General features: G+C 67.9%; 10 protein-coding genes. 8 read left to right on the forward strand and 2 right to left on the reverse strand.

What is annotated here, in order from left to right; translation table 11 throughout:
• Nucleotides 1-14 precede the first annotated feature (14 nt).
• Nucleotides 15-845, forward strand: a complete 831-nt coding sequence (locus tag CJ014_RS16480; RefSeq protein ID WP_100081579.1) for an SDR family NAD(P)-dependent oxidoreductase — start codon at nt 15-17, stop codon at nt 843-845.
• 19 nt (nt 846-864) lie between these two features.
• Here the strand turns inward: CJ014_RS16480 and CJ014_RS16485 are convergent, their stop codons facing one another.
• Entirely contained in the window at nt 865-1809 is a 945-nt protein-coding gene (locus tag CJ014_RS16485) for a lactate/malate family dehydrogenase (protein ID WP_207765775.1), read from the reverse strand.
• A 379-nt stretch (nt 1810-2188) separates the two neighbouring features.
• On the opposite strand from CJ014_RS16485, the gene kdpF reads away from it, so the two are divergent.
• The 6 genes from kdpF (at nt 2189) to CJ014_RS16515 (ending at nt 10209) form a co-directional block, all read left to right on the forward strand.
• Nucleotides 2189-2278, forward strand: coding sequence for a K(+)-transporting ATPase subunit F (gene kdpF / locus CJ014_RS16490; RefSeq protein WP_100081581.1), 90 nt, complete (start codon nt 2189-2191; stop codon nt 2276-2278).
• A gap of 126 nt (nt 2279-2404) precedes the next feature.
• Nucleotides 2405-4108, forward strand: a complete 1704-nt coding sequence (gene kdpA, locus CJ014_RS16495) for a potassium-transporting ATPase subunit KdpA (protein ID WP_100081582.1) — start codon at nt 2405-2407, stop codon at nt 4106-4108.
• 26 nt (nt 4109-4134) lie between these two features.
• Nucleotides 4135-6177 carry a potassium-transporting ATPase subunit KdpB gene (gene kdpB, locus CJ014_RS16500; protein WP_100081583.1) on the forward strand — a complete coding sequence of 681 codons (2043 nt, stop codon included), beginning with the start codon at nt 4135-4137 and terminating at the stop codon, nt 6175-6177.
• Between the two features lie 12 nt (nt 6178-6189).
• The gene (gene kdpC, locus CJ014_RS16505; RefSeq protein WP_100081584.1) at nt 6190-6759 is read left to right on the forward strand and encodes a potassium-transporting ATPase subunit KdpC; all 570 of its coding nucleotides are present in this window, start codon (nt 6190-6192) and stop codon (nt 6757-6759) included.
• Between the two features lie 52 nt (nt 6760-6811).
• The gene (locus CJ014_RS16510; protein ID WP_100081585.1) at nt 6812-9520 is read left to right on the forward strand and encodes a sensor histidine kinase; all 2709 of its coding nucleotides are present in this window, start codon (nt 6812-6814) and stop codon (nt 9518-9520) included.
• Nucleotides 9517-10209, forward strand: coding sequence for a response regulator (locus CJ014_RS16515; protein WP_100081586.1), 693 nt, complete (start codon nt 9517-9519; stop codon nt 10207-10209). The genes CJ014_RS16510 and CJ014_RS16515 overlap by 4 nt, the downstream gene beginning before the upstream one ends.
• Before the next feature lie 11 nt (nt 10210-10220).
• On the opposite strand, the gene CJ014_RS16520 is transcribed toward CJ014_RS16515, so the two are convergent.
• Nucleotides 10221-11000 (reverse strand): SDR family oxidoreductase, encoded by a 780-nt coding sequence (locus tag CJ014_RS16520; RefSeq protein WP_100081587.1) that lies wholly within the window; start codon nt 10998-11000, stop codon nt 10221-10223.
• Between the two features lie 435 nt (nt 11001-11435).
• Here CJ014_RS16520 and glgA point away from each other — a divergent pair, with 435 nt between their 5' ends.
• Nucleotides 11436-12944 (forward strand): glycogen synthase GlgA, encoded by a 1509-nt coding sequence (gene glgA / locus CJ014_RS16525; RefSeq protein ID WP_100081588.1) that lies wholly within the window; start codon nt 11436-11438, stop codon nt 12942-12944.
• Nucleotides 12945-12946: the final 2 nt, after the last annotated feature.

Raw genomic sequence — 12946 nt, forward strand, 5'->3', positions numbered from 1 at the left:
GCGGAGGAAACGCCATGGCCAATCTCGAAGGAACGGTCGCAGTCGTCACCGGCGCCGGCCGAGGCATCGGGCGGGAAATCGCCCTTCATCAGGCGCGTGCCGGCGCCAGGGTCGCGGCCCTTGCCCGCACTGCTCGCGAGATCGAGGAGACCGCCGCCCTGATCGCCGCCGAAGGCGGCAAGGCGATCGCCGTTCCGGTCGATCTCGTCGATCGGACCGCCGTCGAGGCGGCCGTCGCCCGCGTCAGTGCCGAACTCGGGCCGATCGACACGCTGGTCAACAACCATGGCTCCTTCCGGGCGTTCGGCCCGATCTGGGACTGCGATCCCGATACCTGGTGGAGCGATATCGAGATCAACCTGCGCGGCACCTTCCACACCTGCCGCGCCGTGGCGCCGCTCCTGCGCGCCCGCGGTCGCGGCCGCATCGTCAATCTGGTCGGCGGCGGCACCGGCACCAGCTTTCCCAACGGCTCCGGCTATGCCGCGAGCAAGGCGGCGATCATGCGCTTCACCGAGTGCCTCGACGACACCGTGAAGGACGCCGGCGTCCATGCCTTCGCCGTCGATCCGGGGCTGGTACGCACCGCCATGACCGAGCTCCAGCTCTATTCGGACGAGGGCAGGAAGCACCTGCCCGGCATCGAGCGGCTGTTCGACGAGGGCGTCGACATCCCGCCGGACCGGGCCGCCGCCCTGATCGCCGACATCGCCGCCGGCCGCTTCGATAAGCTGGCCGGGCGCATGCTGCGCGGCGTCGAGGATCGCGACGCGCTGGAAAGAGCGATGGACGATCTCGTCGCCACCGACGGCCGGGCGCTGAGGCTGACGCGGCTCGATATCTGACGGTCTGGGCGTAGACGATCTACCCGGCCGTCTGCGCCTCGGCCTGTGCCAGCAGCGCCAGCACGTGGGCGTGCGAGGCCTCGAAGGCCGCCTGCTCCTCATCGGTGAAGCGGCAGGCGACGATGGCCTCGCGGCCGGCGCGGCCGATGACGCAGGGCACGCTCATCACCACGTCGGAGACGCCGTATTCGCCCTGCAACAGCGTGCCGACCGGCAGCACCGAGCGTTCGTTGCCGGCAATCGCCCGGATGATGCGGAACACCGAGGCAGCGATGCCGTGGTTGGTGTTGCCCTTGCCGGCGAAGATGTCGAGGCCGATCTGCAGCACCCGCCGCCTGACCTCGGTGCGATCGATCGGCGGCAGGCCGTTCAGCTCGCAATAGCTGTCGACGTCGAGGCCGCAGACGTTGCAGAGGCTCCAGGGAATGAAGCCGGTGTCGCTGTGGTCGCCGAGCACCCAGCCGAAGATGTTCTTGGGGTCGATCGCCACGTGCTCGCTGACGATGCGCATGAAGCGGGCGGTGTCGACGATGGTGCCGAGGCTGATCACCCGCTCCTTCGGGAAGGACGAGTGGCGCAGCACCACCTGCACCAGGATGTCGACGGGGTTGGTGACCATCAGCACGATGGCGCCCGGCGACGTCCGCTCCACCTCGGCGATGACCGACTTCATGATGGCGCTGTTGATCTGGGCCAGCGCGTCGCGCGTCTGCCCGGGCTTGATCTGGGCGCCGGCGGTGATCACTACGATGTCGCTGCCGGCGGAATCCGCGTAATCGCCGGCGATGAGGCGGGGGTTCTGGGCGTAGATGAAGGACGTGGTGTGCGAGAAGTCCCAGATCTCGGCCTGCGCCTTGGCGCCGGCCTGATCGATCACCACGATTTCCGAGGCGACGCCGCTGTTGAGAAGATGGCCGACCACCTCGGTGCCGACCGCTCCCATGCCGATGACCGTGATCTTCACCGCTGCCCCCTGACGCATGATCGAGAGCTGAATCTAGATCACTTCGCGCGACAAGAGGCAATTGCCGGATGAGCTCGGCACCCGCGATCCCTATGACATTTTAATATCCTCGCTCTCCGCTCCGTCTCGAACCCCTATGCGGTTCGACCCTACCTTATGACCAGACTTCGTGATCCGCCCGCCGGCCGTCGCGGCGAGACGGGAGATGAATTCGTGCGCGGTGAAGCCTTCGGACGGTCAAAGGCGAACCACCGCCCCGGATCGACCTGGGAGTTCCAAAGATGGATATCGTCCTGTCGCTTTCAGGCATCGCCTTTTTCGCACTGATGCTCGGCTACGTCCGAGCCTGCGAACGACTTTGACCCTCGGAGTATCGGCCATGCTGTTCGAATACATCCTGGGCGCCGCCACCGCGGCGTTCCTCTGCGGCTATCTGATTTACGCCCTAGTCCGCCCCGAACGCTTCTAGAGCATCGGACCGAAAAGTGGACTCCGGTTTTCGGAAAATCCGACGCGATAACAAGAAACTAGATCGTCACTCCGCGTCCGTCAGGACGCGTGACGATCTAGACAGCACCCGGCCAGGAATTTTCCCATGACCATCAACGGATGGATACAGATCCTCGTCTTCTGCGGGATCGTCGTTCTGCTCGCCCGGCCGCTGGGCGGCTACATGACCGCCGTCTTCGCCGGCGAGCGAACGCCGCTGTCGCTGCTCCTCGGCCCGGTCGAACGCGGTCTCTACCGCCTCGCCGGTACCAGCGAGCGGGAGGAGCAGCACTGGACCGCCTACGCGGTGGCCATGCTGCTGTTCAACCTTCTCGGCTTCCTGCTGCTCTATCTGGTGCTGCGCCTTCAGGGCTCCCTGCCGCTCAACCCGGCCGGCATGACCAATGTGCCGCCGGAGCTCGCCTTCAACACCGCCGTCAGCTTCGTGACCAACACCAACTGGCAGAACTACGGCGGCGAAACCACCATGTCCTATCTCGCCCAGATGCTGGGGCTGACCGTGCAGAACTTCCTGTCGGCGGCCACCGGCATCGCGCTGGCCATGGCGCTGATCCGCGCCTTTGCCCGCAAGTCGGTGCGGACGGTGGGCAACTTCTGGGTCGACCTGACGCGCGGCACGCTCTACCTGCTGCTGCCGCTGTCGATCGTCATGACACTGGTTTTCGTCTGGCTCGGCATGCCGCAGACGCTGGGCGGTTCGGTCGATGCGACGACGCTGGAGGGTGCGAGGCAGACCATCGCCGTCGGACCGGTCGCCTCGCAGATCGCCATCAAGATGCTCGGCACCAACGGCGGCGGCTTCTTCAACGCCAACGCCGCCCATCCCTTCGAGAATCCCGACGCCATTTCCAACCTGATCCAGATGGTGGCGATCTTCGCCATCGGCGCGGCGCTGACCAACGTCTTCGGCCGCATGGTCGGCAACGAGAAGCAGGGCTGGGCCATCTTCGCCGCCATGGGCGCCCTGTTCCTCGCCGGCGTCGCGGTCTGCTACTGGGCCGAGGCGGCCGGCAATCCGCTGGTCCATGCCCTCGGCATCGACGGCGGCAACATGGAAGGCAAGGAAGCCCGCTTCGGCACGGCGCTGTCGGCGCTGTTCGCCGTCGTCACCACCGCCGCCTCCTGCGGCGCGGTCAATGCCATGCACGACAGCTTCATGGCGCTCGGCGGCATGATCCCGCTGATCAACATGATGCTCGGCGAGATCATCGTCGGCGGCGTGGGCGCCGGCTTCTACGGCATCCTGATGTTCGTGGTGATCGCCATCTTCGTCGCCGGCCTGATGGTCGGCCGCACCCCCGAGTATCTCGGCAAGAAGATCGAGGCCAAGGAAGTGAAGATGGCCATGCTGGCCGTGCTCTGCCTGCCGCTCGCCATGCTCGGCTTCGCGGCAGTGGCGGTGGTGCTGCCGACCGGCGTCGCCTCGGTCGCCAACGCCGGGCCGCACGGCTTTTCGGAAATCCTCTACGCCTACACCTCGGCGGCGGCCAACAACGGCTCGGCCTTCGGCGGCCTCACCGGCAACACGCCCTGGTACAACGTCACCCTCGGCGTCGCCATGCTGATGGGCCGCTTCCTGGTGATCGTTCCGGCGCTGGCGATCGCCGGCTCGGTCGCCGCCAAGAAGACGGTTCCGGCGTCGGCCGGCACCTTCCCCACCGATGGCACATTGTTCGTCGGCCTCCTGACGGGCGTGATCGTCATCGTCGGCGGCCTCACCTTCTTCCCGGCGCTGGCGCTCGGGCCGGTGGTCGAACACCTGGCGATCGCCGCCGGGCAGACCTTCTGAGCCACCGGACGGACAAGGAGTTTTTCATGTCGAAGTCCAGATCCGCCAGCCTTGTCGACGCCGGCATCCTGCTGCCGGCGATCGGCGGCGCCTTCCGCAAGCTCGATCCGCGCAGCCTGATCCGCAATCCGGTGATGTTCGTCGTCGCCGTCGTCTCGGCGCTGACCACCGTGCTGCTCATCAGGGATCTCGTCGCCGGCAGCGGCCAGCTCGGCTTTTCCTTCCAGATCGTCCTCTGGCTGTGGTTCACCCTGCTGTTCGCCAACTTCGCCGAGGCGGTGGCGGAAGGACGCGGCAAGGCGCAGGCCGACGCCCTGCGCCGCACCCGCACCGAAACGCAGGCCAAGCTCGTCACCGGCGACGACAACGCCTATCGCATGGTTCCCGGCCACAGCCTCAAGGTCGGCGATGTTTTGCTGGTCGAGGCGGGCGACATCATCCCTTCCGACGGCGAGGTGATCGAGGGCGTCGCCTCGGTCAACGAGGCGGCGATCACCGGCGAATCCGCCCCGGTGATCCGCGAATCCGGCGGCGACCGTTCGGCGGTGACCGGCGGCACCGAGGTGCTGTCCGACTGGATCCGCGTGCGCATCACGGCGGCCGCCGGCTCCACCTTCATCGACCGCATGATCGCGCTGGTGGAAGGCGCCGAGCGGCAGAAGACGCCCAACGAGATCGCCCTCAATATCCTCCTGGCCGGCATGACGCTGATCTTCGTGCTGGCGACCGTCACCATCCCGAGCTTTGCCAGCTACGCCGGCGGCTCCATCCCGGTGGTCGTGCTGGTCGCCCTGTTCGTGACGCTGATCCCGACCACCATCGGCGCGCTGCTCTCGGCCATCGGCATCGCCGGCATGGACCGCCTCGTCCGCTTCAACGTGCTGGCCATGTCGGGCCGCGCCGTCGAGGCGGCCGGCGACGTCGATACGCTGCTGCTCGACAAGACCGGCACCATCACCCTCGGCAACCGCCAGGCCACCGAGTTCCACCCGGTGGCGGGCATCGCCGCCGAGGAGCTGGCCGACGCGACGCAGCTCGCCTCGCTGGCCGACGAGACGCCCGAGGGCCGGTCGGTCGTCGTGCTCGCCAAGGAGAAATACGGTCTGCGCGGCCGGGAGATGGAGAGCCTGCACGCCACGTTCGTTCCCTTCACCGCCCAGACGCGGATGAGCGGCGTCGACTACGACGGCCTCAGCATCCGCAAGGGCGCCGTCGACGCCATCCTCGCCGAGGCCGATCCAGCCGCCGCCGCGTCGCTGCGCGAGGTCCGGACGATCGCCGACGGTATCGCCAAGACGGGCGGCACGCCGTTGGCGGTGATGCGAAACGGCCGTGTTCTCGGCGTCATCGAGCTCAAGGACATCGTCAAGGGCGGTATCCGCGAGCGCTTCGCCGAGCTCCGGCGCATGGGCATCCGCACGGTGATGATCACCGGCGACAATCCGATGACCGCCGCCGCCATCGCCGCCGAGGCCGGCGTCGACGACTTCCTCGCCCAGGCGACTCCCGAGGACAAGCTGAAGCTGATCCGCGCCGAGCAGGCCAAGGGCAAGCTGGTGGCCATGTGCGGCGACGGCACCAACGACGCACCAGCCCTTGCCCAGTCGGACGTCGGCGTCGCCATGAACACCGGCACCGTCGCCGCCCGCGAGGCCGGCAACATGGTGGATCTCGACAGCGATCCGACCAAGCTGATCGAGATCGTCGAGATCGGCAAGCAGCTGCTGATGACGCGCGGCGCTCTCACCACCTTTTCGATCGCCAATGACGTCGCCAAGTATTTCGCCATTATCCCGGCCATGTTCCTGGCCTTTTATCCGCAGCTCGGCGCGCTCAACGTGATGGGCCTCGCCACGCCGCAAAGCGCCATCCTCTCGGCGATCATCTTCAACGCCCTGATCATCGTGGCGCTGATCCCGCTGGCGCTCAAGGGCGTGCGCTACCGGCCGGTCGGCGCCGGCGCGCTTCTTACCCGCAATCTTCTGATTTACGGCCTCGGCGGCATCATCGTGCCCTTCGTCGGCATCAAGGCGATCGATCTCGCCGTCACCGCCCTCGGCCTTGCCTGAAGGACCATTTCCATGTTGAAGCAACTGAGGCCGTCAGCGGTCATCCTCCTCGCCATGGCCGCCCTGACCGGCCTCGCCTACCCGCTCGCCATGACCGGCATCGCTCAGGCGGTCTTTCCCCATCAGGCGGCCGGCAGCCTGATCGAGAGGAACGGCACCGTCATCGGCTCGGAGCTGATCGGACAGAATTTTACGGGCGAGGCCTATTTCCACGGCCGCCCCTCGGCGGCCGGCGCCGGATATGACGCCTCGAGCTCCAGCGGCTCCAACCTCGGCCCGGCCAACCCGAAGCTGATCGACCGCATCCGTGCCGACGCGGAAAAGCTGAGAAGCGAGAATCCCGACACGCCCCTGCCGATCGATCTCGTCACCACCTCCGGCAGCGGCCTCGATCCTCAGATCTCGCCCGAAGCGGCCTATTTCCAGATCCCGCGCGTGGCCAGGGCACGCGGGCTGGATCAAGCCTCGCTCAAGAGGCTGGTGGATGCCCAGATCGACGGGCGCGAGCTGGGTTTCCTGGGAGAGCCGGCCGTCAACGTGTTGAAACTCAACCTCGCTCTCGACGCCCTGCCAAAGAAGTGATCGAATCCGGTCGGGGCCGTTCCGCGGCCCCGATCCGCCACGCGAGGACGTCATGCCGCCCCGGGACGATCGGAACGCCGACAACAGGCCCTCTCCGGACGCGCTGCTCGAAAGCGCCGAACGGGAGACCCGCGGCCGCCTGAAGATCTTCCTCGGCGCGGCGCCCGGCGTCGGCAAGACCTATGAAATGCTGACGGCCGGCCGGGCCCGCCGGGCCGACGGAACGGACGTCGTCGTCGGCGTGGTCGAAACCCACGGGCGGCCGGAAACCGAGGCGCTGCTCGACGGCTTCGAGATCGTTCCCCGCCTCGGGCTCGGCTACAAGGGCCGCCGGCTCGACGAGATGGACCTCGACGCCATCATCGCCCGCCGGCCCGAACTGGTGCTCGTCGACGAGCTCGCCCACAGCAACGTCGAGGGCAGCCGCCACCCCAAGCGCTATCTCGATGTCGAGGAACTGCTCGAACGCGGCATCGACGTCTACACGACGCTGAACATCCAGCACGTCGAGAGCCTCAACGACGTGGTCGCCCGCATCACCCGCATCAGGGTCCGCGAGACGGTGCCGGATTCGATCATCGACCGCGCCGACGACATCGAGATCATCGACCTGACGCCGGACGACCTGATCAAGCGGCTGCAGGAGGGCAAGGTCTACCTGCCGAAGACGGCGGCGCGCGCCACGGCCAACTATTTCTCGCCCGGCAACCTCACCGCCTTGCGCGAGCTGGCGCTCAGGCGCACGGCCCAGCGCGTCGACGATCAGCTCGTCAGCCACATGCAGGCCCACGCGATTCCCGGACCGTGGGAGGCCGGTGAGCGAGTGCTGGTCTGCATCGACGAACAGCCGCGCTCGGCCGCCCTGGTGCGCTACGCGCGCCGGCAGGCCGACCGCCTGAGGGCGCCCTGGGCGGCAATCCATGTGGAGACCGCCCGCTCGGTGGCGGCGGCGGAAGCCGACAAGGACCGGCTGGCCGACCATCTTCGCCTCGCCGCGCAGCTCGGCGGCGAGGCCGTCACCATCCCCGGTCAGGACGTGGCGCACGACATCCTCCGCTACGCCAAGGCCAACAACTTCACCCACATCGTCGTCGGCAAGCCTCACAAGGAGCGCTGGCGCGAGATGATCGAGGGATCGGTGTCGCACGACCTGATCCGCCGGTCCGGCGACATCAGCATCCACGTCATTTCGGGCGCCGAGCCGGCGGCCGCGCCGGCGAAGGGCGTCCGCGCGGCAGCGCCCGTCAGGACATTCAGCGTCAAGCCGTATGTCGTCTCGACGCTTTACGTGGCCGGCGCGCTCGTCGTCGGCGGCGCGCTCAACCGCTTCCTCGACGTCCGCAACCTCGCCCTCGTCCTGTTGATGGCGGTGCTGGCGTCGGCGGTCACCTCCGGCCTTTGGCCGGCGCTCTACGCCTGTCTCGCCAGCGCGCTGGCGTTCAATTTCTTCTTCCTCGAACCGCGCCACACGCTGACCATCAGCGATCCCGAAAGCGTGGTCGCCCTGATCGTCTTCGTCATCGTCGCCGTGACGGCCAGCAACCTCGCCGCCCGGCTGCACCGGCAGGCCGTCGCCGCCCGGCAGCGGGCGAGGATGACCGAGGATCTCTACCAGTTCTCGCGCAAGCTGGCCGGCACGGCCACGCTCGACGACGTGCTGTGGGCGACGGCCTACCAGATCGCCGCCATGCTGCGGGTGCGGGTGGTGATCCTGATGCCCGAGGCCGCAACGCTCGCCGTCAAGGTCGGCTATCCGCCGGACGACACGTTGGTCGACGCCGACATCGCCGCCGCCCGCTGGGCCTGGGAGCACGAACAGGCGGCCGGGCGCGGCGCCTATACGCTGCCGGGCGCCAGGCGGCTTTACCTGCCGCTCAAGACGGGCCGGACGCCGATCGGCGTCATCGGTCTCGACGGCGACAAAGCGGGTCCGCTGCTGACGCCCGAGGAGCAGCGTCTGTTCGACGCCCTCGCCGACCAGGCCGCCGTCGCCATCGAGCGCATCCAGCTCGTCGCCGACGTCGAGGCCGCCAGATTGGCGGCCGAGGCCGACCGCTTGCGGACGGCGCTGCTGTCGTCGATTTCCCACGACCTCAAGACGCCGCTCGCCGGCATTCTCGGCGCCGCCGGCACGCTCAGCGACTATGCCGCCTCGCTGCCGGATGCCGACCGGGCCGAGCTCGTCTCGACCATCATCGAGGAGGCGGAGCGCCTCAATCGCTTCATCGGCAACCTGCTCGACATGACGCGGCTGGAATCGGGCGCCACGCAACCCAACAGCTCGCTGCATTTCCCCGGCGACATCGTCGGCAGCGCCCTCCGGCGCGCCGGCCGCCTGCTCGCCCGCCACAGGCTCGACGTGGCGTTGCCCGCCGATCTGCCGATGCTGAGGGTCGACGCCGTGCTCCTCGAACAGGTCGTCTTCAACCTGCTCGACAACGCCGCGAAATACGCGCCGCCGGCCTCGACCGTCGCCATAGAGGGGTGGCGCGACGGCGGCCACGTGGTGCTGCGCCTCGTCGACGAGGGCCCCGGCATCCCGCCGGACGATCTCGAACGCGTCTTCGACAGCTTCTATCGCGTCCGCAAGACCGACCACGTGCCGGCCGGCACCGGCCTCGGCCTCGCCATCTGCCGCGGCTTCGTCGAGGCGATGGGCGGCACCATCACCGCGGCCAACCGCACCGACCGCCCGGGCGCGATCTTCACCATCCGCCTGCCCATTCCCCCGCAAACCGATACACTGGGAGAGCCAACATGACAGCGCCGGCGGTCAGGATACTGGTGGTGGACGACGAGGCGCCGATCCGCCGGCTTCTGCGGGTCGGCCTCTCGACGGAGGGCTATGTCGTCATCGAGGCCGCCGACGCCGGCGAGGCCAACGCCGAACTGGCGCGGCAGAAGCCGGACGTCATCATCCTCGACCTCGGGCTGCCCGACATCCAGGGGCACGACCTGCTCGCCGGCTGGCGGGCCTCCGGGCTGGAGCTGCCGATCCTCGTGCTGTCGAGCCGCACCGACGAGGCCGGCATCGTCAGGGCGCTCGAACTCGGCGCCGACGACTACGTGACCAAGCCGTTCGGCGTCGCCGAACTGGCGGCGCGCATACGCGTCGCCCTGCGCCACCGTTTGCAGCAGCAGGGCGAGCGGCCGGTCTTCCAGGTCGGGGATCTGTCCGTCGATCTCGTCAAGCGCATCGTCAAGCTGGCCGGGCGGGAGGTGAGCCTCTCCCCAAAGGAATACGACATTCTCCGCCTGATGGTTCAGCATGCCGGCAAAGTGCTGACGCATCAGCACATTCTCCGGCAGGTCTGGGGCGGCTCGGCCGACGTGCAGTACCTGAGGGTCTACGTCCGGCAACTCCGGCAGAAGATCGAGAAGAGCCCCGACCAGCCCCAGTACATCCTCACCGAGACCGGGGTCGGATACCGCCTTCGCGCCGCCGAATGACGCCCGGTGGGTCAGCGCAGCAGTCCCTGGCCGCCGTCGATCCAGATCGGCGTGCCGGTGATATGCGACGAGGCGTCCCCGACCAGGAAGGCGATCAACTCGGCGACGTCTTCCGCCCGGCCGGGTTTGCCGCCGGTGATCGGCACCTCTCCTTCCGGCCACACCACCGGAATGGCCGTCGCGTCCTTGTCCCGTACCGTCGTGTTGTCGTTGATGTTGGTCTCGATCGCCCCCGGGCAGACGGCGTTGACCCGGATGCGGTGGCGCCCGAGCTCCAGCGCCAGTTGCTGCGTCATGGCGAGCTGGGCGGCCTTGGTGGCCGAATAGGCGGTGGCGCCGGGCGTGGTGAAGGTCCGCGTGCCGTTGATGGACGAGACGATGACGATGGAGCCGCCCTCGCCGCGCTTGAGATGGGGCACGGCGAAGCGCAGCGTCAGATAGGTGCCGCGCAGGTTGACGGCGATCGTCTTGTCCCATTCCTCGGTCGTGATGTCCTCGATCGGCGCCCAGGTGCCGTTGATGCTGGCGTTGGCCACCACGGCGTCCAGCCGGCCGAAGCGCTCGACGAGACGGGCGACCGCCGCGCTCATTTCGCCTTCATTGGAAATATCGGCGTCGAGCCGTTCCACCTCGGCGCCGGAATTGCGCAGCAGCTCCGCCACCTCCTCGAGCTCGGACGGCGTATGGCCGAGCAGCCCGACGGCAAAGCCGTTCCCGGCCAGCTCGATGGCCGTCGCCCGCCCGATCCCCGAGCCCGCTCCCGTCACCAGGGCCACCTTCGTTTTGGACATCCGTCTCTCCTGCGGCGGTTGCGGTTTCGCTTGCGCCCGAATCCCGTTTGTTCGGTCACCGAGTCTTGATGGCGCGACCTTTTCTCGTTTCGGCTTCCGTCTTTCGATCGGGAACCCGGTGGAGTATGGTGGCTATCGGACCGTTTTTTCGGTCGGTGGTGTAGTATCCGGCGCCGCCCCCGGCCTGTTCCGATTTCCCGGCATTTTCGATCGTCGAGCCCGAGTGGCGCGTCTTTTCGACCGATCGAACTGCCATGCCGGACGATTGTTCCTTTGCGTCCGTTTTCTCCGTTGCGGGGGGAACCAATGCATGACGGTTTGGTTCCAAAAGCATCTGGGACGTCCGGTTGCCATCCGGCAGAAAAGGTGACGCAAGTGACCCGAAAACTCGAAATTCCGCTCTCCGGTGGCGACGGCGAACAAATGGCAGCCAGGATGGAGCCGGAGGCGGGTCCCCAGGCTCACGTCGTCCGGCGCTTCGAGCCGCTCGCGGTCCTGGCCGTCGCCTCGGAAGCCTTCCCGGTCGTCAAGACCGGCGGGCTCGCCGACGTCATCGGATCGTTGCCGAAAGCCCTGCTGTCGCAAGGCATCGCCACCCGGACGCTCATTCCCGCCTACCCGGTCGTGCTCGCCGGCTGCCGGGACAGGGAGGCGGTCGGGCAGATGTCGCTGCTCGGCGAGGACGTCACGATCTGGGCCGGCCATTGCAACGAGCTGGAGCTGCTGCTCGTCGACTGCCCGGCGCTGTTCGACCGGCGCGGCGGTCCCTATCTCGACGAGCAGGGCAACAACTACCAGGACAACTGGCGGCGCTTTGCCCTGCTGTCGGCGGCCGCGGCGCGGATCGCCGCCGAGGGCGTCGAGGGCTGGCGTCCCGACGTCGTCCACCTTCACGACTGGCAGGCGGGGCTCGCCGCCGCCTACATCCGGGCGGCCAGCCTCGACGTTCCGACCGTGCTCACCATCCACAACCTCGCCTTCCAGGGCCAGTTTCCGGCCAGCGTGTTTCCGGCGCTCGGGCTGCCCAGCCATTTTTTCCACGTCGACAGCCTCGAATATTACGGCGACATCAGCTTCCTGAAGGCCGGTATCAGGCTGAGCGACGCGGTGACCACGGTGTCCCCGACCTATGCCCGCGAGATCCTGACCGAGGAGCAGGGCATGGGCATGGCCGGCGTCCTGCAGAGCCGGCGGTCGGTGCTGTCCGGCATCGTCAACGGCATCGACGAGGACATCTGGAATCCGCTCACCGACCCGTATATTCCCGAGAATTACGACCTTCAGAGCATCGAGCGGCGGCGAGCCAACCGCGACGCGGTCGAGCGTTTCTTCGGCCTGACGCCGGGTGACGGCGCCATCCTCAGCGTGATCAGCCGCCTGACCTGGCAGAAGGGCATCGACCTGCTGGCGCCGGTGGTGCCCGGCCTCATCGATCGCGGCGCACGCCTGATCGTCATCGGCGAGGGAGATCCGGCCATCGTCTACGGCCTTGCCGAACAGGCCCGGCAGCATTCCGGCCGCGTCGTCGTCCACCTCGGGTTCAGCGAGGAGTCCGCGCACCGGCTCCATGCGGGCAGCGACATCGTCGTGCAGCCGTCCCGCTTCGAGCCCTGCGGCCTCACCCAGCTCTACGCTCTGAGATACGGCGCCATTCCGATCGTCGCCCGGACCGGCGGACTGGCGGAGACAGTGATCGACGCCAACGAGGCGGCGATCGCGGCGGGCGTGGCGACCGGCTTCCAGTTTCACCCCGGCTCGATCGAGGACCTTTACCACGCCATCGACCGGGCGCTGACCGCCTTCGACAATTCCCAATCCTGGCGCCGGTTGCAGACCCGGGCCATGCGGACCGGTTTCGGCTGGGGCCGCAGCGCCGACCGCTATGCGCGGCTCTACCGGCAGCTCGTCCGCGGCCGCGCCGAAGCCGCGCAAAGGGACGGATGATC

The organism is Pleomorphomonas carboxyditropha, from assembly GCF_002770725.1.
Lineage (GTDB): Bacteria > Pseudomonadota > Alphaproteobacteria > Rhizobiales > Pleomorphomonadaceae > Pleomorphomonas > Pleomorphomonas carboxyditropha.